At 54.3% G+C, this 22,252-nt stretch carries 20 protein-coding genes; 12 read left to right on the top strand and 8 right to left on the bottom strand.

Annotation, left to right across the window (positions count from 1 at the left end; all coding sequences use genetic code 11):
• Positions 1-2 precede the first annotated feature (2 nt).
• Positions 3-3,035, bottom strand: a complete 3,033-nt coding sequence (locus tag MKZ24_RS03160) for a DEAD/DEAH box helicase (protein WP_340781288.1) — start codon at positions 3,033-3,035, stop codon at positions 3-5.
• Positions 3,032-4,669, bottom strand: a complete 1,638-nt coding sequence (locus MKZ24_RS03155) for an SWIM zinc finger family protein (RefSeq protein ID WP_042231792.1) — start codon at positions 4,667-4,669, stop codon at positions 3,032-3,034. Before MKZ24_RS03155 ends, MKZ24_RS03160 begins: the two co-directional genes overlap by 4 nt.
• 231 nt (positions 4,670-4,900) lie before the next feature.
• On the opposite strand from MKZ24_RS03155, the gene MKZ24_RS03150 reads away from it, so the two are divergent.
• From MKZ24_RS03150 to MKZ24_RS03135, 4 genes are all read left to right on the top strand, one after another.
• Entirely contained in the window at positions 4,901-7,219 is a 2,319-nt protein-coding gene (locus MKZ24_RS03150; protein ID WP_340781286.1) for a helix-turn-helix domain-containing protein, read from the top strand.
• A gap of 171 nt (positions 7,220-7,390) precedes the next feature.
• On the top strand, positions 7,391-8,404 hold the full coding sequence (locus tag MKZ24_RS03145; protein WP_340781284.1) for a tripartite tricarboxylate transporter substrate binding protein: 1,014 nt from the start codon (positions 7,391-7,393) through the stop codon (positions 8,402-8,404).
• Positions 8,405-8,587: 183 nt separating this feature from the next.
• Complete coding sequence (gene kdgT, locus MKZ24_RS03140) at positions 8,588-9,592, top strand: 2-keto-3-deoxygluconate transporter (RefSeq protein WP_340781282.1); 1,005 nt, start codon at positions 8,588-8,590, stop codon at positions 9,590-9,592.
• 231 nt (positions 9,593-9,823) lie between these two features.
• Positions 9,824-10,456 (top strand): copper amine oxidase N-terminal domain-containing protein, encoded by a 633-nt coding sequence (locus tag MKZ24_RS03135; RefSeq protein WP_340781281.1) that lies wholly within the window; start codon positions 9,824-9,826, stop codon positions 10,454-10,456.
• A 5-nt stretch (positions 10,457-10,461) separates the two neighbouring features.
• On the opposite strand, the gene MKZ24_RS03130 is transcribed toward MKZ24_RS03135, so the two are convergent.
• From MKZ24_RS03130 to MKZ24_RS03120, 3 genes are all read right to left on the bottom strand, one after another.
• Complete coding sequence (locus MKZ24_RS03130) at positions 10,462-11,355, bottom strand: copper amine oxidase N-terminal domain-containing protein (protein WP_340781280.1); 894 nt, start codon at positions 11,353-11,355, stop codon at positions 10,462-10,464.
• Positions 11,356-11,502: 147 nt separating this feature from the next.
• A complete protein-coding gene (locus MKZ24_RS03125; protein ID WP_340781279.1) occupies positions 11,503-12,381 on the bottom strand; it encodes an AraC family transcriptional regulator in 879 nt (292 codons plus the stop codon).
• A 91-nt stretch (positions 12,382-12,472) separates the two neighbouring features.
• Positions 12,473-12,868: a VOC family protein gene (locus tag MKZ24_RS03120; protein WP_042231804.1), complete on the bottom strand. Its 396-nt coding sequence runs from the start codon at positions 12,866-12,868 to the stop codon at positions 12,473-12,475.
• A gap of 894 nt (positions 12,869-13,762) precedes the next feature.
• Between MKZ24_RS03120 and MKZ24_RS03115 the strand changes: the two genes are divergently transcribed.
• Genes MKZ24_RS03115 through MKZ24_RS03105 form a run of 3 tightly spaced genes read left to right on the top strand, consistent with a single transcriptional unit; the run spans position 13,763 to position 15,792 of the window.
• Positions 13,763-14,332: a bifunctional transcriptional activator/DNA repair enzyme AdaA gene (locus MKZ24_RS03115; RefSeq protein WP_042231806.1), complete on the top strand. Its 570-nt coding sequence runs from the start codon at positions 13,763-13,765 to the stop codon at positions 14,330-14,332.
• Between the two features lies 1 nt (position 14,333).
• A complete protein-coding gene (locus MKZ24_RS03110; RefSeq protein ID WP_042231808.1) occupies positions 14,334-14,912 on the top strand; it encodes a methylated-DNA--[protein]-cysteine S-methyltransferase in 579 nt (192 codons plus the stop codon).
• Positions 14,893-15,792 (top strand): DNA-3-methyladenine glycosylase family protein, encoded by a 900-nt coding sequence (locus MKZ24_RS03105; protein ID WP_042231810.1) that lies wholly within the window; start codon positions 14,893-14,895, stop codon positions 15,790-15,792. The genes MKZ24_RS03110 and MKZ24_RS03105 overlap by 20 nt, the downstream gene beginning before the upstream one ends.
• A 113-nt stretch (positions 15,793-15,905) precedes the next feature.
• Here MKZ24_RS03105 and MKZ24_RS03100 read toward each other — a convergent pair whose 3' ends face one another.
• On the bottom strand, positions 15,906-16,331 hold the full coding sequence (locus MKZ24_RS03100; protein WP_042231812.1) for a VOC family protein: 426 nt from the start codon (positions 16,329-16,331) through the stop codon (positions 15,906-15,908).
• A 115-nt stretch (positions 16,332-16,446) separates the two neighbouring features.
• Here MKZ24_RS03100 and MKZ24_RS03095 point away from each other — a divergent pair, with 115 nt between their 5' ends.
• The gene (locus MKZ24_RS03095) at positions 16,447-17,406 is read left to right on the top strand and encodes a helix-turn-helix transcriptional regulator (RefSeq protein WP_340781278.1); all 960 of its coding nucleotides are present in this window, start codon (positions 16,447-16,449) and stop codon (positions 17,404-17,406) included.
• Between the two features lie 74 nt (positions 17,407-17,480).
• On the opposite strand, the gene MKZ24_RS03090 is transcribed toward MKZ24_RS03095, so the two are convergent.
• Complete coding sequence (locus MKZ24_RS03090; RefSeq protein ID WP_340781277.1) at positions 17,481-18,017, bottom strand: hypothetical protein; 537 nt, start codon at positions 18,015-18,017, stop codon at positions 17,481-17,483.
• A gap of 54 nt (positions 18,018-18,071) precedes the next feature.
• A complete protein-coding gene (gene pdxR, locus MKZ24_RS03085) occupies positions 18,072-19,493 on the bottom strand; it encodes a MocR-like pyridoxine biosynthesis transcription factor PdxR (protein ID WP_340781276.1) in 1,422 nt (473 codons plus the stop codon).
• A 104-nt stretch (positions 19,494-19,597) separates the two neighbouring features.
• On the opposite strand from pdxR, the gene MKZ24_RS03080 reads away from it, so the two are divergent.
• The 4 genes from MKZ24_RS03080 (at position 19,598) to MKZ24_RS03065 (ending at position 22,200) form a co-directional block, all read left to right on the top strand.
• The gene (locus MKZ24_RS03080; RefSeq protein ID WP_340781275.1) at positions 19,598-20,152 is read left to right on the top strand and encodes a GNAT family N-acetyltransferase; all 555 of its coding nucleotides are present in this window, start codon (positions 19,598-19,600) and stop codon (positions 20,150-20,152) included.
• A 203-nt stretch (positions 20,153-20,355) separates the two neighbouring features.
• Complete coding sequence (locus MKZ24_RS03075; RefSeq protein ID WP_340781274.1) at positions 20,356-20,826, top strand: Hsp20/alpha crystallin family protein; 471 nt, start codon at positions 20,356-20,358, stop codon at positions 20,824-20,826.
• Between the two features lie 21 nt (positions 20,827-20,847).
• A complete protein-coding gene (locus tag MKZ24_RS03070; RefSeq protein WP_340781273.1) occupies positions 20,848-21,030 on the top strand; it encodes a hypothetical protein in 183 nt (60 codons plus the stop codon).
• A gap of 162 nt (positions 21,031-21,192) precedes the next feature.
• A complete protein-coding gene (locus tag MKZ24_RS03065; RefSeq protein ID WP_340781271.1) occupies positions 21,193-22,200 on the top strand; it encodes a DnaJ C-terminal domain-containing protein in 1,008 nt (335 codons plus the stop codon).
• Positions 22,201-22,252: the final 52 nt, after the last annotated feature.

Below are 22,252 nucleotides of genomic sequence, written 5' to 3'. Positions count from 1 at the left end.
AGTTAACCGACCCATTCCCTCCGCAGCGTGAACAGATCCTTCAGCGCGTCCGTAGACAGCTCGGTGATCCAGCCCTCGGAGCCGGAGATCACATCGTCGCTGAGCTGCTGCTTGCTCTCCAGCATCTCGTCAATCTTCTCCTCCAGTGTGCCGAGCGAGATGAACTTATGCACCTGCACGTCCCGGGTCTGGCCCATGCGGTAGGCACGGTCAGTGGCCTGGTTCTCCACCGCCGGATTCCACCAGCGGTCGAAGTGAAAGACATGATTGGCGGCGGTCAGATTGAGACCGACACCGCCCGCTTTGAGCGAGAGGATAAATACATTCGGCTGATCGGACGGCTGGTACCCGGACGCGGCATCGGCTTCACTGGCAGGCAGTGCGGGGGCCTGGAACCGCTCAATCATGCGGTCACGGGTGCTCTTCGGGGTGCTGCCGTTCAGATACAGCACCGGTTCCTGCAGCTCCTGCTGGAGCACTGCCTGCAGCATCTTGCCCATGCCGACATACTGGGTGAAGATCAGGCAGCGCTCATTCTCTTCGCGCAGCTCGCGGACCATGGCCAGCAGCCGTTCCAGCTTCGCAGACCGTTCAATCAAGGCGCTGGTGTCCAGAACGTCTCCGGCCTCCGGCTCGGGCAGCGCCTCTTTGGTCAGCAGCATTGGATGGTCGCATAGCTGCTTAAGGCTGGTCAAGGCGGCCAGAATGGCTCCCTTGCGTTCAATACCCTCCAGCTTCTGCATCCGTTCGAGCAGGCTGTTCACGTTCTGGTCGTAGAGCGCCGCTTGCTCTGCTGTCAGATTAATGTAGGTTTTCATTTCATTCTTATCCGGAAGATCGAGCTGAATGGCCGGATCCTTCTTCTTGCGGCGCAGCATGAACGGCTTGACCAGCCGCTGCAAGTCTGCGGTTTTTTCGGCATTCCGCTCCTTCTCGATGGCGTTAGCGAACCGGTCCTGGAACCCTTTCGGACTGCCGAGATAACCCGGTGTGATGAAATCGTAGATTGACCACAGCTCGGACAGCCTGTTCTCAATTGGCGTTCCGGTCAGGGCAATCCGGTGCAGGGCCGGGAAGCTGCGCACTGCGGCGGATTGTTTCGTTCCGGCGTTCTTGATATTCTGCGCTTCATCAAGGCAGACGGCCGCCCAGGTGAACTGCTTCAGCAGCTCCTGGTCCAGCGCGGCGGTAGCATAGGAAGTGAGGACCACATCGGCCTGCGAAGCAGCGCCGTAGAAATATCCGGCATCCAGCCGTCTGCTTCCATAATGAAGCATCACGTTCAGGGAAGGGGCGAAACGCTGCAGCTCCTTCTGCCAGTTGCCGAGCACGGAGGTCGGGCAGATGATCAGCGAAGGCCAGCCGGCCGGCTCTGTCTGCCGCCGGGCTACCGGTGCGCCCGAAGCTTCCGCTTCCGCCTCCTGCTCCTTCAAGTGGAGCAGGTAGGAGATCAGCTGCACCGTCTTGCCGAGGCCCATATCATCGGCCAGGCAAGCGCCAAGGCCGAAGCGGCGCAGGAACACCAGCCAGGCATAGCCTTCATGCTGGTAGCTGCGAAGCTCGGCATGGAGGCCGGCGGGAACCTCCGGCTTCGGCCACTGGCTGCGCTGTCCAAGCTGGCCGATGATTCCGACCAGATGCTCGTTCAGCTCGACCTCCAGCCGGACGCGGGCTGCTTCTTCCTCGGCGCGCTGCGCTTCGGCCTCCTCCGCGTCAGCGTCCGCACCGCTGTTCAGCAGGTGCAGCTGCAGCACATCCTGGAAGGACAAGCCGCGTGACTTGTCCATTCCGGCCATGGCCCGCTGAATCTGCGCCAGCAGCGCAGGGTCCAGCGGAATCCACTTGCCGCGGAACTGGACGAGGCGTTCCCCGCGCGCGACGAGGTCGGCGAACTCCGCCTCGGACAGGTCGGCGTCGCCGATGGAGATGCGCCAGTCGAAGTCGACGAGCGCATCGAGGCCGAACAGCGACTGCCCGCGGCCCTCGGCGGTGCCGGAGCTGATCTTCGCGCGCAGGCGCGGCTTCCTGCGGCTGGCGGCTTCCCACCACGCCGGCAGCAGCACCTGCCAGCCGGCCTCCAGCAGGAGCCGGCTGTCGGCCGTGAGGAACCGCCACGCGATAGCATCGCTAAGCGGTTCAGCCAGCACATCGGCGCCGCGCCCGATGTGCTCCGGAAGGCTGTCACGCAGCCGCGACAGCCACCCGGCCGCGCGCTCGTGGACGTGAGGCGTCCACGATGCGGGCCACAGGCCATGCGGCTCGCCGTCCCCGGTGAGCCGCAGCGGCACAAGCGCGGACTCGTCGCGCTTGTCCTGCAGGAGCAGCTGGAGCCGCCAGTGCGGCAGCTCTTCGTCCGGTTCAAGCAGCTGCAGCACCGGCCGGAACGGCGCGGTGTCTGCCTTCCAGCCGATGGACATCAGCCAGCTGTCTTCGTCCATCCCGGCCGCACTGCTGCGGCTAGCGCTGAACAGCAGCGGGAACTCACTGCGCAGGTCACCGGCTTCCGCATCGGTGCCGTAATAGCGCTGGAAGACCGCCGCAGAGAAGGCGGCCTGCAGACCTTCTGCGAACCCGCTGCGGTCCTGGAGACTGTGCAGCGCCGCCGCATCGTCCCAGTTGCCTTCGGCGGCTTCAGCCAGCAGCTTCTCCTCCCAGGCCCAGCGGAGCTGGCCTTCCCGGTAGGCGGAGAAGCTGGGCGCATACTGCTTGTTATCCAGCATTCCTGCCAGCAGCGGGGCCAGCCGCTTCAAGAGCTGGGCATCACCCTGCCAGCTCCAGCCGACATGCCGGAGCAGCCGCAGGCTGGCGAAGAACGGAATCACCTGCTCGGCAGGAAGCACCACGAGCTCGACTTCATCCGCCTTCGAAGTAGTAAGCTCCGTTCCATAGAAGGATTCTTCATGCCAGGCGAACAGCTTCTGCTTCAACTGGACGCCGGGTACATAATCATCCCGGTCATCTACACCGTAGATCAGCGCGTCGCCATATTGGCTTAAGGCGAGCTGGACCGTAATATTGCGTATCATTTTGTTCATGGAATTAGTTTTCCTTTCCGCAGTTCCTCCTGAAGAGCGCGCAGCCGGCTGTGCCGGTCCGTGAAGGCTTGGAGGAATTCCTCCCAGCGTGCTTCGCGTTTCAGCTTCTTGTACAGCTTGGACAGACGTTTCAGCAGCTTCACCGCTGCTTTGTAGCTGTGCCGGTTTTTGTCCAGCACGAATCGTTCCACAGCCTGATGATAGAACGGCAGGAGCAGCTCCGGCGCATTCTTCTCCACCGGCTGCAGGTCACTGACCCGGAAGTCGGCAGGCTGCCGCCCGGCCGATAACTGCATATCCATCCATTCCTGCCATTTGCCGTAGGTCAGCAGCTGCTCTTCATAGATCTCGCGAGATAGCGGCAGCATACCGGCCAGCGTATCCCACATCCGGGGCTCGGCTTCGGGCAGATGACGGACTGCTTCATCCCAGTACCCGGCGTACTCCTGCAGATTATACAGCCGGCTGCTGAGCAGCGGGCCAATCTCCGCCAGCCATGCCGTGAGGCGTGTCCACTGCCGGGCTTCTGCCAGCGGTGGCAGGAAGCTTATCAGTTCCTCCGGGTGCAGTCCGGGCCGCTCAGCTGCTGCGCGCAGCTGTTCCATGGCGGCAGCATCATCATGCAGAGAATAATACATCCGGCTCTCGGCCAGCAGACGGGCATGGCGTGAGGCTGCAGCCCCCAGAGCTTGTCCGGCCGTCCGCAGGTGCTCCAGCTCTTCGGCATACAGCTCCGGTCCGCTTAGATTCGGCGTAATCCAATGGGTCCACAGCAGGTTATAGCAGTAAGAGAAGTAGGGCTGATCCCGCGAACGGTCGCGGGCTTCCGTCAGCATCTCGCCCCGCAGATAGGCGATTGTATCGTATACTCTGGGCCATTCTTCAGGGGCCTCCGCCAGCGGCAGGCTCTTCTTCATCATGTCTGTGATATGCTTCTGCAGCTCGGAAATCGCAATCGAGGTATAGTAGCCGACAGAATAACCAAGTGAGGAGAGGTTCGCCGCCAGCGGCTGTCCTCCAGGCTTAACTAAGCTTTCCAGTACACAGAGACGGGTATGAAGCTTGAACAGCTGGCCGGCAGCGGGAGACAGCTTGGGGCGGACCCCGGAGATGGCGGCCAGCGCCCGGTCGGCATACTGCGGATTTCGTACAGTATGGACCAGGGGTTCTATAAGGATTGCCATGTATTCACGCCACTGCTGCACAGTGGCTTCTGGAATAAGCGCCTCCAGCTTCTTCAGCTGTTCCCCGCGCCGTCCCGGAACTCCTTGAGCAGGAGCTGAAGGGATCTTGGGAATGTTCACAAGTGCCTTGGCATTGGCGATCGAATGTACAGGTTTGCCCTGAAGCTCTGCGTAGTACATCAGCACAGCGGCGATATGCTTGCACGGGCCGGATACCGGACAGTCGCAGTGGCTTTCCAGCAGATGCTCCAGCTGGGCGGCAACCATATAATCTTCCCGGCCTTCAACGATGGACATGATTTTCCTGTCCGTCCTCATCTGGAAGGCATGCACGCGTTTTTGTTTATAATATTGAAACCCCCGTTTAAGGGTCAGATCATCAAAAATCCGGGCCACATCCGAAATAAGCTTGTCCCATTCGGCATCATCCATGGCATAATTTGGTTGCATCGCAATCGTTCTCCTGTAGTAGATTGGTGTTGAAACCGTACTGCCCCTGCAAACAGGTCGGCAGCTTCGTCTCGGATAGAATCATTCCTTTCATTATATCATTTCTGCGTATTTTATCCGTAAATGCTTAAAATCTTAAAGGGTATGACATGCTCCATATTGAAGTATAGGTGAACATGCTACTCTAAGGTCTGGACCAAGAGAGAACGCTGGAAGGATGAAGTTAAGGAAATGCTGCGATTTAAATTGAAATATCTGCTGAACAACAAACAAAACCGGCTGATTCTGATGCTGACGGCAGGAGTCTCGCTTCTGATCACTTTGATCGGGTTATTCTCCTATAGAGAGTACCGCAACGCACTGGATACCGAGCTCAATACACCGAATGTCGAATTGCTGCAGATTAACGTAGATGTGACGAACCGGGCCTTCCGCGAATCGGATAACAAAGCGGTCGATTTATCCTTTCACCCGGCCGTACTGAAATATATAGAAGCCGCTACCGGGGACAATGCCGGCATTGCCGCAGAGCCGCAGGAATATCTCAAGACGCTGGCGACAGAGCCGGATGTGCATGCCATCAGCGTGATCAAGTTTAAGGATCATTCCGTCCTCTCCAGCGGCTACGGCTACGTATCATCCTGGGAGCATGCGCCGGAGCATGCCTGGGAGTCCTGGATCGGGGAGATTAAGGAGAAGCCGCTTCTGATCAAAAGAAGGCTGTACACCGGCACCGACTCCCGTCTCCGGGAAACAGAGCTGCTGTCATTGGCCCGGCCGGTTGTAGAGAACGGGGAAGTGACCGGGGCTGTGCTGATCGATCTCGATTACGATATGCTTTTCTCCAAAATGTATACCCATCTCTCGAACTATCAGCTGGTGTATAACCTGGAGGGGGAGCTGATCTATCCCAAGCTGAACCTTCCGTTCCCGCTGGCGGACATGCAGAACGTACTGAAGGATATTAATGTCAGCCCGTTTGCCCATGTCCGGATCGGCGGTCAGGCCTATATGGCTAATCAGACCTTCTCCAATGTGACCGGCTGGCGGCTAATTTCGCTGGTGCCGATGGAGCAGCTGCTGAAGAATGTGAAGATCGCACGCAATATGATGCTGATGCTGTCCCTGATCTCGATTGCCGTAGGTCTATCCGCTATTTATTATTATAATTTCGCTGCCTTCCGGCCGCTCAAGCGGATTAACAAGCTGCTGCTTCCTGAACAGAAGGCGGCGGGGCAAGGCGGGCTGTATGATCTGGAGCCGGTCATCGGCAAGCTGGTCGGTGATTTCCGGAGTAAATCGCTGGTCGCGGACTGGAGCCTTCCTGAACTGCGTTCCAAGTTCGTGCAGGACCTGATTACGCGAAGTATCGGCACCCAGGAGACGCAGACGAAGTTCGAACATTATTTTACCGGCTGGACGGAAGGTCCGTTCGAGACGCTCGCCTTGTCCATAGACCGGCATACCCAATGGGCGGCGGGGTTCATAGAAGAAGATCAGATGCTGCTCAAATACGCGATGATCAACATGGTTCACGAGTATTTCGAAGCTTCGTGGCGGACCGTCATCGCGGCACCGCAGAAAGACAGTCTGGTCGTATTGCTGCAAGCGAAAGACCGCGAAGAGAAGCAGTTATATGCAGATGCCCGTAAGCTGGCCGGCCTTATTCATGAAGTGCTGAATATATCAGTGTCCATTGGTATCGGCGAGCAGGCTGCGTCCATTGCCCAGGTTCCCCGTTCCTATACGGAGGCGCAGCTGGCTTTATCCTACCGGTTATATGAAGGTTATGCCCATGTCCGTGTGTATTCACATGCAGAGAACACATATGAAGAGAGCAGCGGACCGGCTGATGATGCCTGGAAACAGGAAATGCTGAGTGCCCTGAAGTCTTCGGACGCCCAGGCTGCGCAGGAGTGGATCCGCAGATGGTCGGCTGAGATGCGTAAGAAAGGAATTCAGCCGCAAAAAGTATTCCGCACCGTCGATGACCTGCTGGAGGAAATTCTGCATATGGCAGCGGCCGGCGGATACCCGCTGCCTGCCGAGCTGGCTGACTACACCCGGCATCAGGTGTCGACGATGGAGCTTCATGAGATTGAGGACATGCTATGCAGCATTGCCGTTCATATGGCCGGGGCGTTCGGAGCACACCGGCAATCGAAGGAGTTCCTGCTCGTACAGAATCTGATCAAGTATATGGAAGAGAATCTGCAGTTCAATATCGGACTTCAGGATATCGCCTCCCATGTGAATATGGGGGTGTCCTCGGTGAGTACTATCTTCAAGGAAGAGACCGGAACAACCGTGTATGACTATCTGACCAACCTCAGAATTGATCTAGCCTGTGAATTGCTGCTGGACAGCACCCTGCGGGTCGCCGATATTGCGCTGCAGGTCGGCTACCAGAATGAGAACAGCTTCATCCGGGTATTCCGCAAGATTAAATCAACAACTCCGGGCAAGTTCCGGGAGAACAGCAAATCTTCCAAAGAGTATGCAGATCGGCCAAAACCGCGCCATTCCGGCGTTTCTGAGGATACAGAATAAGATTATACGATTGAAGGAACACCCCCGAATGCGATAAAGTTCTATTTGAGAAAACTTTCACAGCTTCCCGGAAGGTAGGCTGATGCTCAGAGAATTCGGGGGTGAAGCAGCGGGCGCAGGGCCAGCGTAAGATTCAGCAGGCTGCCCGATTACGGTTAATAGAGAAGAGGGATGGTTTTGAAGCGGACAACCAAAATAGGAATCTGGACGGCATCAGTACTCGCAGTTCTGCTAATCCTGTGGATCTTCGTTCAACTGGCGGATGATTCGGGCGGGGAGAAGGTAAGCACCGATTTTCCCGAGCGGCCGATTACACTGATCGTGCCTTATGCAGCAGGCGGAGGAACAGATACCACGGCAAGAGCACTCGCCAAAGCGACAGAGAAGGTGCTGGGCCAGCCGATTATTGTGGTCAACCGGACAGGCGGCGGAGGTTCTGTAGGGCTGATGGAAGGCGCGAACGCTAAGGGTGATGGCTATACCGTCACTTTTTTGCCGGCCGAGCTGACGATTCTTCCCCATCTGGGACTATTGCCGATTACCTATGAGAAGTTCAAACCCATCGCACAGACGAATTTCGATCCTTCCGCCATTACCGTTAGACAGGACGCGCCATGGCAAGACGTCAATGAATTTCTCGACTTTGCGAAAGCGCATCCAGAGGAACTCAAAATGGGAAACGCAGGAACGGGGAGCATTTGGCATTTGGCCGCCGTAACCTTGGAACGGGAGACAGGTGTGAAGTTTGCACATATTCCTTTTGAAGGTGCAGGGCCAGCCGTTTCCGCTTTGATGGACGGATTCGTGGACGCGGTGCCGGTCAGTCCCGCCGAGGTGAAGAAGTATGTAGATGAAGGCAAGCTGCGGACACTGGCGGTTAACGCGGATAAACGTTCAGAGGCGCTGCCGGATGTGCCGACTCTGGAAGAGCAGACCGGAATACATGTGAACTTCACCAGTACATGGAGAGGGCTGGCTGTGCCGAAGGATACGCCCGATGCCATTGCGGAAGTGTTGGCCGGGGCATTTATCAAAGGGACCGAGGACAGAGCTTTCCGCGAATATATGAAGTCGAACGGACTTGGACTGCTGGTGAAGGACGGCAAAGCCTTCTCGAAACAGCTTAAGGAAAGCGATGATTTATTCGCCAAAATGATCCCGGAGCTCGGGCTAAGCCGCAGGTAAGCTGTACGAAGTGTGAAAGCGCCATCAGACAAAGTAATCTCAGGAAACCCGCTTGCTGACTAGCAGGATTGTAGTGAACGGGGAATTTGCTGGGGCTGGTTTGCTGCGCCTTCATAAGGAAAAATAATCATAATATTCAATATTATATAAACTCAATATGAGTAAGAGAGGTATGGTAATCATATGAAAATCAAAAAGACATTAGATCGGATTCCCGGCGGAATGATGCTGGTTCCACTGTTCCTGGGCGCGATCATTCACACCGCTTTTCCTGATGCAGGTGAATATTTCGGAGGCTTCACCAAAGGCCTGATGACAGGAACCGTGCCGATTCTGGCCGTATGGTTCTTCTGTATGGGGGCAGCAATTGATGTAAGAGCAACCGGAACGGTACTCCGCAAATCAGGTACGCTAGTATTGACCAAGATTGCTGTAGCATGGGTTGTTGCTGTAATCGCTATCCAGTTCCTGCCTGAGGGCGGTGTACAAACCGGCTTCTTCGCCGGACTATCGGTTCTCGCCATTATATCCGCAATGGATATGACCAACGGCGGCCTGTACGCTTCCATCATGCAGCAGTATGGTACCAAAGAAGAATCCGGAGCATTCGTGCTGATGTCACTTGAATCCGGCCCGCTCGTAACGATGCTTATTCTGGGCAGCACGGGTGTTGCCGTATTCGAACCGCATCTCTTCATCGGGGCTGTGCTTCCGTTCCTGATCGGCTTCATCCTGGGTAACCTGGATCATGACCTGCGTGCTTATTTCGGCAAAGCCACCCAGACACTCATTCCGTTCTTCGGCTTCGCACTGGGCAGCTCGATTGACCTCGGCGTTATCGTTGACACTGGCCTGCTCGGCATTCTGCTTGGTGTAGTGGTTATCATTATTACAGGTGTTCCGCTGATCCTGGCCGACAAATTCATCGGCCGCGGTAACGGCACCGCCGGACTTGCTGCCTCCAGTACTGCCGGAGCTGCTGTCGCCAACCCTATGCTGGTGGCGAACATGAAGCCGGAATTCCTGCCCGCAGCCCAGACAGCCACGGCGCTGGTAGCCGCCTCGGTTATCGTGACGTCCATTCTTGTTCCAATCATTACTGCCTACTATTCTGATTACATGAAGAAGAAGAACCCGTCCGCAGCAGAGGGTCCTATAGATGCTAAGATTCAGGAAGCAGCGGTGTAAGGCATCGGATAACAACATATTTAATACACATATAAGTGATTGAGATCTATGTTCTTTTAAACCTCCGGACGCTATTACGGCTGCTCCGGGGGCTTTTTTGTGATTAGGCTAGAGCTGGAAAAAGGCATGGCTGCAATCAATCTACATTTTACATAAAATTGATTTTATAGAAACAAATATGATTGATTAGCGTCTAAATATAGAAATCTATCATCCTTGGAGAGATTAAAAATGAAAAAACTATTGAAAATAGGAATATCAGGATTGGCCTTGACCCTAGTGTTTAGTGCGGGAGCCTATGCGGCTACAGTAGCTCCAAAAATAATTGTAAATGGTAATCAAGTGAAAACTCAGACGCAGCCTAAGATTATTAATGGTACGGTATATGTCCCGATACGGGCCATTTCAGAAGGGTTTGACGCCAGTATTCAGTGGGATAATACAAGTAAAACCGTGTATGTGGATTCTGATCCGAATTTCGGAATGGAGCGCAGCAGCGTGGCTTATGTGGCGAACCGGAACCTGGCATACAGATGGATTATGGCGTATGACGAACGCAATCATCAGGGAGTGCTCGATGTAGTTACGCCTGATTTCAAGACGGACCTCTATAACGAAAGCTTCCCGGCGGGAACGTATAATATGGAAACCATTATTGATATGAAGCCTGTCGCAAGCACAGACAGCACCTTAACCGTGCGGATTGTCCAGAGAGTGACTGCAGAAGATGAGTACAAGGTGAAGGTGGAGCGGTGGAATTTTATTTTTGGACAAGGGAAAATTAAATCCATGAAAATTGTACCGGACACTGCAAAATATCTGGACCGGTACACCCTTTTCCCGGGAGCTAACTTTGGAATATAGGTTCCTTACTCCGGGATCGCCCGGATCAAATCAACGTAATTAAGTCCTGTGTATTTAAATGTTTGTACAGTGCCATCACTAAGGGTGTGATGACCACTATAAACACCGTTGCTAAAACTAAAAGAATCCTTAAACATTTCGGATATATACACTGGTTTCACACCGCCGAATGTAGTTGCCGGATAACCGGGGATATCTGCCTCAGAAACCTGCCATACGGCTGTTGCTGTTCCCTCTTTGATCTCAACGACTGTTGTTATTTCTCCATTGCTGTAAATGTAGCGGGTGGCGTCATCAGAAGCAAAGGAATACAGGTAGTAATCGGATTGATCACTTTGTGCACTGGTGCCAGGCTTAAAGGAGTACATAACCGGCAACGAAATGGCGGCCAGACGGGCCTGCTGTATATCCGCTGAATGAATGGCCTGAGGATCACGAGTGAAATTCCCGGATTGAATGAATACAATTTCTCTTATCTTTTCATAATGCACACTGTATCCAAAAGCCTCACTGACAAACTTTGCCGGAACCATGAGGCGCCCGTTATAATTATTGGCTTCACTGTCCATTTGCACAGGTTGTCCATTTTTATAAGCAATGGGCTGGCCTTGGGTCATTCGGAAGATATCCTTGGAGGAATTCGTGATCGTTACAGTATGATCTGTAGCATTCCATGAATATTGGAGTCCTAAGGAAGCAAGCGCCCGGATTGGCAGCATGATTCTGCCAGACTGAATAAACGGATTAGTATCGGTGGAAATAAAAGAACCGTTGATGTTGACTTGGATAGGTCTTGTTGTTGATTGGGCTGGGCTGGCAGCGGAGGCGGCGGGGTTACTACTGGGAAATATGAATAAGAGGATCAGACAGACCGGAACTAACCTTTTTAAGAGAGTCATGAGTCATTCATTCCTTCCATTTATTTGTATCTATTGATTATAACGTGAATTCAGGAGAATGTTAAAGATTGAGAATACACGGGCAAAGAAACAAGCCTTCCAGATGCCGTCAGGGCATAGGGAGGCTTTGTCAGGAACGCATTATTGTTATTTCTTCACCACAGGAATCCAAACCTCACAGATCGATTCTTCATGGCTGTCATCCGTCCAGTAGTATTTCTCCATGCACGGTCCTTCCGCTTGCTCAAAGCCTGCCGAGGGGAACCACTCCGCATAAATTCTCCGCCACACATTCAGGATCTCCATTCCCATCTCAGTGTCCTCGGAATACGTATCACGGCTATCGAATACAGCATACGTCTGGTCAGGCACGCTCAGGTGGTCAAGCTCCTCCGGGACGTCCTGTCCTTCCGGCAACACGGTTCCCATCAGATACCGTTTCGTTCCATCCTCATTGAAGTCGTAATAATAGCCGAACAGCAGCGAACCTGCGGGTCTCCCGGCACATTCGTTAATCCGGTCATGCGTACCATCATTCCAGATTTTCTCTGCGAACGCGGGTATTTCTGTGTAAGCATCCTTGTGAACGATAACCTCTTTTCCAATGACGAGGCAACCCTTCTCTTCCACCATCCGATAATTCATTTCAGTTTCTCCTTTGATCTGAATTTGAAAGGAGATGCGGGGAAACGATTTGAGCTTCACGTTCTGTTTCTTCGCCATATTCGGGGTTACCCCATGCACCCGTTGAAACGCTTTGGCGAAGGACTCCGGCGTCTCGTACCCATACTTCAGCGCAATGTCGATCACCTTGCCGTCCGTTCCGGCCAGCTCTTCCGCCGCCAGCGTCAGCCGCCTGTTGCGTACATATTCAGTAACGGTAAAGCCCGTCAAGGCATGGAACATCCGCTGAAAATGGTATTTCGAGGTCATCGCTGCTCCGGCGATATCCTCAACTCCTATGGCGGAGCTCAAGTTCTGCTCCACATAATCAATCGCCTGCTGAAGCAGCCGGATCGTCTCCAAATCCTCACCTTTCCTTTCAAGTTCATTGTAGAGAAACCGTCAGAGCGGTTCCTGACCGGGAATGCTTTGATTTGTCCATCCGTAGCTTCAGCTAAACCAGCTCCTGAGCAATCTCCCAAATATGTCCTGCGGGGTCTGCGAAGCTGGCTGTGCGGATGCCCCAAGGCCGGTTCATAGGCCCGCTAAGCAGGCTTACGCCGCATGCAGTTAATTCTGTGCATACCGCATCCACATCTTCTACGCGGATCGTGAACTGAAACCGTGATCCGGCCTCGCGGCTGGCAACGGCAGCGGGCTCAATCAGCCCGGGGGCTTCGGATATTTGCAGCAGATTGATGCTCATATTGCCGAAATCATAGACGGCCGAGTTCTCGTCCGCATACACATAGGCAAGGCCAAAGACCTCCTGATAGAACGCCATGGTCTGCGGCAGATCCTCAACGAACAACGTTACCACACTGATATTCCGTGATCCCAGGTTACTCATGTTTGTCATCGCTCCAATTCCTGTTCATATTTTACTTTCAAACACTCCTAGCGTTTTCCTCATATATTCCGTACGATGCGTTTCCTGAAACCCAAGGCTGTCATAGAGCTGTCTGCCCTCATTAGGCTGGGCAACCACCGAACCCGGGAAGCAGCCGACACGGACGCGCATTTCATGAAAAGCAGTGGCATACAACGAGTGGGCTGGAAGAAAATCTTCATCTGTATACAGCCTTACGGGAACCTCTTTCAGATATCCGCTATGAACGCTTCGGTAACAAGGACTACTCTACCGCCAGAGAATTATTAACCCAGGATGCGGAAGCTGGCACAGACCTCAGGTGCATTAGCCTCTGAGTCCTCCTAATTAAATTGAGACGTAGCTTATACATTTCAATGGAATTTAATTCTATTTATCGCCAGTGATTATTGCATAGAATAAGGGGTATTTCAACCAAATTGTACATTGAGGGCTGCAGACTGGATGTGGTGCGAACAAAAGCCAGGGCAGTTTCTCCGCTTGCGGACTACAGTTCCGTTATGTTGCTGAAATTACCTGCTGGGCAGCTGTCGCGGACTACAGAGTCTTTATTTCCCGGATTCCCCCGCAGATTGCCCCCTGCAACAGGGGATAAGGTCTTTTCAGTCCGCATGGTGCGGAAAAAGCCCTGATTTTGAAAATTAGCGGATTCTCAGTCCGCAAGTAGAGGCACGCGATTCACTACCCGATCAAAGTGTTTAACACCATAGCTTCAGCAGGCCAGCAAGCGTGCAGATTCAGGCCGATCTACATCTGCCGCTACCCCTGCCCACTGTCGTAATCTTGCTCTCCTATTTCAATATGCTGCATAAGCCAAAACGAATCGTTTATACTGGCGGTAAGAGGTGATGAGGGATGGAGCCGCAATTATTTGAGCGTATATATGAAACAGTGGTGCGGCGTGAGCCGACCTATGACGGTGTTTACTATACAGCGGTGCTGACGACACGTATTGTCTGTCGGCCTTCCTGCCGGGCAAGAACGCCGAAGGCAGCCAATGTGGTATTCTACGGCTCCTTGCAGGAGGCTGTCCGCGAGGGATTCCGGCCCTGCAAAAGATGCCGCCCCGAAGAAGGCGGCACCCTCAGGCCGGATGCCGTGCTGGCGGCGCAGGCGGATGCCATTATGGACGGGCAGTTCGGGAGCAAGCTGACACTGCAGTCGATGGCGGAGCAGCTGAAGGTCAGCCCGTTCCATCTGCAGCGGACCTACAAGCGGGTAACCGGCCTGTCGCCTGCTGCCAGACTGGATGATCTGCGCGCGGGGGAAGCCCGCAGGCTGTTGACAGAGACGGATACAGGCATTGCCGATGTAGGCAAGGCAGTTGGATTCCGCAGCGCGTCCCACTTCGCAGCCTGGTTCGTCAAGAAATCCGGTCTGTCCCCTACGGAGTATCGCAGTAAGCATAATGAGGGAGGAAATTAGGATGAATATGAATATAAACCAGAGTCCGAACCGGAACATGATATATCACCATACCCTGAATCTCGGAAATCGGGAATGGACCCTATGGGCCAGCAACAAGGGACTTATCCGCGTGTCCTATCCGCAGGATGGAGGGCAGCTGCCGGCCGCCTGGCTGAAGATGTATGCTCCGGACTATGAATTCCTGGAGGGTGCCAGGAGGTTTGAGCAGCTTGGGGTTATAGAGCTGCTGCGCCGTTATTTTGATGGAGAAACGGTCGATTTCAACAGTCTTGCGCTTGATCTATGGGGCACTCCGTTTCAGCAGGAGGTATGGCGGGGGCTGCTTACGATCCCGCATGGTGAGGTTGCAACCTACAAGGAGTTGGCTGCACGGATTGGCAGACCGCTGGCGGTCCGTGCTGTCGGTACGGCTAACGGACAGAATCCGCTGCCGGTCATTGTGCCCTGCCACCGGGTGATCGGTGCGAACGGCACATTAACGGGTTACCGGGGCGGTCTGCAGCTCAAGCAGGAGCTGCTTCAGCTGGAGGGAATTCTAAATGTGAAGGCGGCGGGCCATGAACGATTTGCTTTTTGAGCTGCCGCTGCCGGAGGATTTCAACCTGGACGCCTGTCTGGAGTACATGAACCGTTCGCCGCTGGAATGCCTGTTCCAGACGGATGACTCGGGAGTGACCCGGATGTTCAAGCTGGAGGACGGCCCGGTCCTAATCCGGTTAAGTGTGCCTGAAGGCAACAGGCTGAGCGTAACCCGGCTGCACGGCGCTGTCCCCGGCGTCCTGGAGCAGGAATGGCTGGCCCGTTATATTGTAGAGTGGTTCGATCTGGACCGTGATCTTACCCCGTTCTACCGGCTGGCGGAAGCAGATCCTCTGCTCCGGCCGCTGGCAATTCAGCACCGGGGGCTGCGGATTATCGGCATCCCGGATCTGTTCGAGGCATTATGCTGGGCGATTCTGGGCCAGCAGGTGAACCTGGCTTTTGCCTACAGGCTGAAGCAGCGGCTGACCGAAGTGTATGGAGAATCTCTGGAGTGGGGAGGCCGGACCTACTACCGGTTCCCCGGACCGGGGGTCTTCTCGGAGGTGCAGATCGAAGAACTGTGCGCCTTGCAGCTGACCCGCAGCAAAGCACAGACGATCCTCACGGTCGCCTCGCTGATCGCAAGCGGAGAGCTGAGCCGTGAAGAGCTGCTGGCGCTTCCGTCTCCGGCCGCCGCCGAGCAGCGGCTGCTGCAGATCCGCGGGATCGGCCCGTGGACCTCGCAGTATGTACGTATGCGCTGCCTGCGGGATAGCTCCTCATATCCCGTCGGCGATGTCGGCCTGCAGAACGTGATCAAGTTCCTCACCGGTATGGACCGCAAGCCTACGCCTGCGGAACTGCTCGTCCTGGCCCAGCCCTGGCAGGGCTGGGAGGCTTACGCCACATTTTATCTGTGGCGGGCATTATATTAGCGCGCGGCAGGTGCGGAGTCGTGACGGCCAAAAGCACTGTCTCACCGGATGATCCGGGAGACAGTGCTTTTTGTATCCTGCGCCTGAAGAGTTCACCTTAGCCGGCTTGAGCTTTATTGCGCCCGCTTCGTGAAGATCTGGAAGCATACGCCGAACTTATCGGTAACCATGCCATAGGCCGGACTGAAATAAGCCGGAGCCAGCTCGATATCAACCGTTCCGCCTGCCTTGAGCGAGTGATACAGCTGCTGCGCTTCTTCAGTGGTATCCACCGTGATACAGATGGTGATGCCATTGCCATGACTCAGCGGCTGGCCAACCTCCTGATCTGCAACGAAAAACTTGGTGTCACCCACCAGCAGGACGGAATGAGCTATACGCGCTTTTTCCTGTTCGGTCATCGGGAAGTCAGGGTTCTGCGGGCCTTCGCCCACAGTTTGCTTGAAGAGCAGCGTAGTACCCAGCGCCTCCTGATAAAAGGCAATTGCCTCACTTGCTGTACCGTCCACCAGAATAAAAGGGTTGATTTGCAGGGTCATGCCTAATTCGCTCCTTATGATGTTCAATTTGCCTTAGCTAACCGGCTTGATTATAGTGTAGTGTATGATAGTGACAGGTATTGTCATAGTTAGAATAATAAATGGAGTGAAGCTCATGTCTAAATCCAAAAGGCTGCTGGATCTGATGATGACAGTCAACCGCAAGCGGAAATTCACCGTCAAAGAGCTGGCCGACGAATTCAATGTATCCTCCCGGACCATCCTCAGGGATTTGCAGGAGCTGGGGGAGTTAGGCGTTCCGCTTTATTCCGAAGTGGGACCGCATGGAGGCTATCAGGTGCTGAACGAAAGAATTCTGCCGCCGATCGCGTTCACGGAGGAGGAGGCGGTGGCGATTTTTTTCGCCAGCCATGCCCTGCGCCACTACAAGTATCTCCCCTTCAAGGAGGAATCATTAGCTGCCCTGCATAAATTCTATAACTATATGTCCGGCGATGTCCGTGACCGGATTGATGAGATGAAGAACAGGATTGACTTCCTGACTCCGGTGAGACAGGCTGAATTCCGTTATCTGTCTCTCTTGCTGGAAGCGGCTACCGGGCAAAAGGTACTGCTGATCAATTATGAATCGAAGGGGCAGCGCAAGGAAAGATGGATTCAGCCGGTGGGCATCTACGCCCATAACGGCTTATGGTATTGTCCGGCGTATTGCTTCCTGCGCGGGGATATCCGTGTATTCCGCTGCGACCGGATTCAGTTTGCCGGATATGACGGGTCGGGGCCGGCACCACGTGATCTGCGACATGTGCACCTGGGCAACAAGGAGGATTACAGCAGCCACACCGGGCAGGGTGATAAAAGTCTTGTGCGGCTGCTTGTTGAACTGGGGAATGGAGGCGTCCAAACCTGCGAAGCCGAGCTATGGTCCTCTCCGCTGCTGCATATCCGCGCGGATGGAACGGGCTGGCTGGAGGGGGAGATCCCGCAGAGCGATCTGGGCTACTTCGCCCGTTTCGTGATCGGCCTCTGCAACGAGGCCACGGTACAGGAGCCGCCGGAGCTTGTGGCGGAGGTGAAGCGGACGCTGGCGGGAATGCTGGAGCAATATAAGTAGGGGAACAGGCTAGTGATTAAGTATTAATGTATACGAATGGACCCCGGGCGGACAAAATAGATAGAGTCTACACTTTATTTGATAATAGTTATAAGCTGTTTATCTACAAATTCTATAGACTCTGTCAGCGGATCGAAGGATGGCAGATGAAGAGTCCGGTCAAGCACTGCGTTGCGTTCCATCCACGTCTCACTATCCCAGCAGGAGTATATCTCTATACATTCTCCTTCGGACAGATGTTCGTCCATGAGGGAGAGCAGCAGGTTTAGGCACTTTAAGTTTTGTTGGTAGAGTTCAGGATAACCTGTGCGGATTTCCGCAGTGATATTGCAAGCCTCGCCATTGAAGCCGTAGATATAGGGCTTAGTGATGATCTTGTTCTCTCTGAATGGCGGGTAGAGGAACTCTCCAATCTCTAGCCCTACAGCGTCCAGTTCGGTTTCATACACCTGTACCTTGGCGTCATTCAGATGAGATAAGTCTATAATATTATAAAGTGCGTTCTTATCATCCGTCAGGTGAATTTCAGAGTACTTCTGGTACGAATAATGATAGCCGAAATATCCGGTCGGCAGCGGGCAATCCGCCCCGAGAAAATGTGTTAGTGTCACTTTAATTTCACCTCATCATAGGTAATTATGCAATCTTTATGCAGTGTAAAAAAGCTAAGTCAGCCATATCTCCGCCAGCCTTCGGATTCCCTCATCAATCAGATCCTCGGCAATCCCGCCGAAGCCCAGGATGAATTCGGGTTCATCGCAGTCCGGCTTATCCCACCACGTATAGGACATAGGCGTAACACGGATACCTTCGGCTTCCGCTGCTGCAGCAAGCTCCCGTGCACTGTCCGCTGCGGGCGGTTTCAGGGTCAGGAGAAGATGAAATCCGGCATCCCGTCCGCTGACGGCTGCTGCATCGCCGAAATAATGCTGGACCGAGCGCAGAAGCAGGTCATGCTTGCGCTGATAGAGCAGACGCATCCTGCGCAGATGTTTCTCGAAGTGCCCTCTCTCTATAAAATAATGCAGCGCGATCTGATGCAGCCGCGAAGCCGAGTGCTCCAGATACAGCTCGCTTCTCAGGCTGTGATAGAGCGGCAGCAGCTCCTCCGGCAGAACCATATAATGAAGGCAGAGGGCAGGAGTTACCGACTGCGCAAAGCTGCACATGTAGATTACCGGACTGTCCGCTGCAAGTCCCTGAAGTGCAGGAATGGGTCGTCCATGATAGCGGAATTCCCCGTCATAATCATCTTCAATGATATAGCCGCCCGCTGACCGCGCCCAATCCAGTAAGGCAAGGCGTTTGGCTATCGGCATGGCCATGCCTCTGGGAAACTGATGGGAAGGGGAGATGTATACGGCGTCAGCCCCGCTTCGGTACAGCTTCTCTATCATCAGCCCGTCTTCCTCCAGCGGAATGGGCATAATCTCATAACCGCCGCGTTTGAATGCCGCGGGCAGCAGGTGATACCCCGGATTTTCAATTCCGAGCCTGGTCACCCGTTCCTTAAGCATCAGGCATAACAAAGAGCACAGTGTGTACTGGTCGCCGCCGACCACGACGTGCTCTGCTGTACAGCGCAGGCCGCGAAACCGCCGTAGATGGGCGGCGATGCTCTCACGGAGCGCCGGCTCCCCCTGCGGATCACCATACTGGAGCAGGTGCGGATTCGCGAGCTGTTCCTGGTAGAGGCTGCGCCATATTTTGTGCGGGAATAAAGAGAAATCATTCCGTGACATGTGGAAATCGTATGCGTATTGCCGCGAATCGCGCGGAGTAATGGGACGGACAGCCGGACGTGGCCGCTCCCCGGCTTCTGCAGGGCTGCCATTCCTATGGACTGGCAGGATAGTGTAGCCGCTGCGCGGTTTGCTGGCGATGAAGCCCTCGGCAAGCAGCTGCTGGTAGGCGAGCTCGACAGGAGTGGCGCTGATACCGCATAATGCCGCCAGGCGGCGGATGGAAGGCAGGCGTGTACCACTGGGGAGAGCGCCGCCGATGATCTCTTTTGCAAAATAATCATAGAGCTGTATATAGTAAGGAATTTCGCTGTACTCATTCAGATTAGGGACAAGCAGCATCATTCACCTTCGAATCTGTCCTTTGGAATTAGACGTTTTTGTATATTTTATAGTATGCAGATCTGCATTACCATAAGAGCTATAACAACAGTCGGGAGATGACGGGAATGACCAGACATTCTGGGCTTGTAACAGGGGAAAAGGTATATCTGCGCCCGCTTAACGGGGAAGACGCCGAATTGTATTACCATATGTTCTACGGCACGGAGGTCCGCAGACTTACAGGCACGAAAAAGCATATCACCAAAGAGCAGATAGAGAATTATATCGCGCGCAAATCAGGGGACGACAGTACGGTGCTGCTGCTTATCGCCCTTAGGGAGACTGATGAAGTGATCGGCGATATCGCCATTCAGGATATAGACCCTGACAATCGCAGTGCAAATCTGCGGATCGCTATTGGGGATGAGCAGCATCAGGGACAAGGATATGGACGGGAAGCGTTGCTGCTGATGCTGGACTACGGATTTGGCATTCTGAATCTGCACCGGATTGAGCTGGAGGTCTACAGTTATAATGCCCGCGCTGCGCATGTATATGAAGCAATAGGTTTTGTACGTGAGGGTGTGCGGCGCCAGATGCTTTATTATAACCATGAATACCATGATGTGATTATGATGGACATGCTGGATAGCGAATACCGTGAGCGGTATGTGAAATGAAGAGTTAAAGTCAAATAAGGTCAAATTATTATTATTGTTAAAATTTATACTAAAAAACGAGCCGAAACGCCGGATTTTACCGGATTTTCGGCTTATATGAGTTTTGTCATCCGGTCGGCCGGCGACTATAATAAAGCCGTAGGTCAAATAAAGTCAAAGTCAAACCAACACAAATTAAAAGTCAAATGAGAGGAGAATGGATAATGTTTGATTTGGTTCCTTTTGGTAAACGCAGAGATGATGCTTTTGGTGTGCTGGCTAAGTCGCTTAACGAAGTGTTTAATGATGATTTCTTTGCACCACTGACAAGCTCCACGCTGTCCTTCCGGACAGACATCCGCGAGAGTGAAGGGGCGTATCTGATTGAGGCCGAGCTTCCGGGCTTCAAAAAAGAAGAAATCGACATCGATTATACCAGCCCTTACTTGACGATCAAGGCAGTACGCAAAGAAGAGAACAGCGAGGAGAACAAGGAGCATCAGACTGTGCGCCGGGAACGGCGGTATGGTGAGTATGTGCGCCGCTTCTACGTTCAGGATATTGCGGAGGAAGGAATCCGCGCTTCACTGAAAGACGGGGTGCTGGGCCTGGAGGTGCCGAAACGGCAGAAGTCGCAGGGCAAACGCATTGAAATTCAGGATGGCAGAAATTCCTCAGACGCACAGCTTCAGTAAGGGGCAGGTGCCGCTTCCGAGGTGAACGATCTCCGGGGGAAGCGGAGAGCGGGAACACTGGGGAGGAAGGCAGAGGAAGCAGGACTTCCAAGTCTGGCTGAAGCAGCCAGGTTCAGCGGGGTTCCCGGGCTAAGCGGCTTCTGCCGCCGGCCTATCCGGTCCCTTGCGGCAGAGTGGTTTCGCCGGGCTTTTCATATAGCATGATCATACAGGGCGCATTGTAGTGGGGATACCGGCTATGATGCGTCTTTTCCCGGAGAAACGGACTTGGTGAATAATCATTGGCACGGGGAATAGGCTTGTTACAGGGCGGAATGCTATAACCTATAGAATAAGGTTCCCAATATACGAAAGGAGGAGGTACCAGTGGCGGCAAATTATTACGAGACTCTGGGCGTCGGCAGGCAGGCCTCGAAGCAGGAGATCAAAAAAGCTTATCAGAAGCTGGCTAAGAAGTGGCATCCCGATGTCAACAAAGCCCCGGAGGCAGAAGCCAGATTCAAGGAAGCGGCCGAAGCGTACGAAGTGCTGGGTGATGAAGAGAAGCGGAAAATCTATGATGAGGAGCTGCGCTATGGGGCCGGCTACGCCGGGGCGAGGGGTCCGCGGAGCGGCGGGGCAGCCTCCTCCGCGTCCTGGGAATCGCCTTTTGGTGCAGGCTGGAGCAGCGGCGCGGCTTCCGGCAGCAGTATACCCGAAGAGGACCTGTTCGGGATGTTCTTCGGCAGCCGGGGGGCAGCGGACCGCGCCGGCTTCGATTTCTTCTCCGGCAGCGGCGGTGTCCGCCAAGGCGGAAGCCCTTGGGCTGATGAGTTCAGCACGATGCAGGCCCAGCTTGAGATTACGCTGGAGCAGGCTTACCAAGGCGGAAATATCAGCATTCAGGCTGCAGGCAAAGACCTGAGTGTGCAGATTCCGGCACGCTCGTCCGAAGGGACGGTGATCCGGGTTCCCGGCGGCGGAAGCGGGACGGGACAGGGAGGCGACCTGCTGATCTCGCTGCATCTCCTGCCCCATGACATCTATGAACCGGACGGCGGCGGGGATTTACTCGGCACGGTAGAGATTGCCCCCTGGCAGGCTGTGCTTGGCGGAGATGCTAAGGTGACCCTGCCGGACGGCAGCCAGGTGAAATTGAAGATCCCTGCAGGTATGGCAGGCGGCCGAACGCTGCGCCTCTCCGGCAAGGGGCTTAAGCGTCCTAATGGAACGAATGGTGACATCCTGTTCCGGATCGAGATCGTTATTCCGGCGGATACCTCGGAAGCGGAGAAGAAGCTGTACCGCCAGCTGGCCGATTCCGGCAGCTTCCAGGCCGGAGCCAAACGGCAGCCTCCCGGTGGGGCACAGCGGCGCAGAGCCACAACGGGGTAATGATGAATATATAACGCCTGATATCCGGCTGACTGACATATAAGATGCTGCA

Origin of the sequence: Paenibacillus sp. FSL R7-0297 (assembly GCF_038009025.1) — a bacterium.
Classification (GTDB): domain Bacteria; phylum Bacillota; class Bacilli; order Paenibacillales; family Paenibacillaceae; genus Paenibacillus_AQ.
Note: the sequence above shows the minus strand (reverse complement) of the source record. Positions and strands in the feature narration are given on the sequence as shown.

Bases quoted from the DNA above. Each gene is read 5' to 3' on its own strand.
- MKZ24_RS03160 (WP_340781288.1), bottom strand. From the start codon at position 3,035: ATGAACAAAATGATACGCAATATTACGGTCCAGCTCGCCTTAAGCCAA.
- MKZ24_RS03155 (WP_042231792.1), bottom strand. From the start codon at position 4,669: ATGCAACCAAATTATGCCATGGATGATGCCGAATGGGACAAGCTTATT.
- MKZ24_RS03150 (WP_340781286.1), top strand. From the start codon at position 4,901: ATGCTGCGATTTAAATTGAAATATCTGCTGAACAACAAACAAAACCGG.
- MKZ24_RS03145 (WP_340781284.1), top strand. From the start codon at position 7,391: ATGGTTTTGAAGCGGACAACCAAAATAGGAATCTGGACGGCATCAGTA.
- kdgT (WP_340781282.1), top strand. From the start codon at position 8,588: ATGAAAATCAAAAAGACATTAGATCGGATTCCCGGCGGAATGATGCTG.
- MKZ24_RS03135 (WP_340781281.1), top strand. From the start codon at position 9,824: ATGAAAAAACTATTGAAAATAGGAATATCAGGATTGGCCTTGACCCTA.
- MKZ24_RS03130 (WP_340781280.1), bottom strand. From the start codon at position 11,355: ATGACTCTCTTAAAAAGGTTAGTTCCGGTCTGTCTGATCCTCTTATTC.
- MKZ24_RS03120 (WP_042231804.1), bottom strand. From the start codon at position 12,868: ATGAGTAACCTGGGATCACGGAATATCAGTGTGGTAACGTTGTTCGTT.
- MKZ24_RS03115 (WP_042231806.1), top strand. From the start codon at position 13,763: ATGGAGCCGCAATTATTTGAGCGTATATATGAAACAGTGGTGCGGCGT.
- MKZ24_RS03110 (WP_042231808.1), top strand. From the start codon at position 14,334: ATGAATATGAATATAAACCAGAGTCCGAACCGGAACATGATATATCAC.
- MKZ24_RS03105 (WP_042231810.1), top strand. From the start codon at position 14,893: ATGAACGATTTGCTTTTTGAGCTGCCGCTGCCGGAGGATTTCAACCTG.
- MKZ24_RS03100 (WP_042231812.1), bottom strand. From the start codon at position 16,331: ATGACCCTGCAAATCAACCCTTTTATTCTGGTGGACGGTACAGCAAGT.
- MKZ24_RS03095 (WP_340781278.1), top strand. From the start codon at position 16,447: ATGTCTAAATCCAAAAGGCTGCTGGATCTGATGATGACAGTCAACCGC.
- pdxR (WP_340781276.1), bottom strand. From the start codon at position 19,493: ATGATGCTGCTTGTCCCTAATCTGAATGAGTACAGCGAAATTCCTTAC.
- MKZ24_RS03080 (WP_340781275.1), top strand. From the start codon at position 19,598: ATGACCAGACATTCTGGGCTTGTAACAGGGGAAAAGGTATATCTGCGC.
- MKZ24_RS03075 (WP_340781274.1), top strand. From the start codon at position 20,356: ATGTTTGATTTGGTTCCTTTTGGTAAACGCAGAGATGATGCTTTTGGT.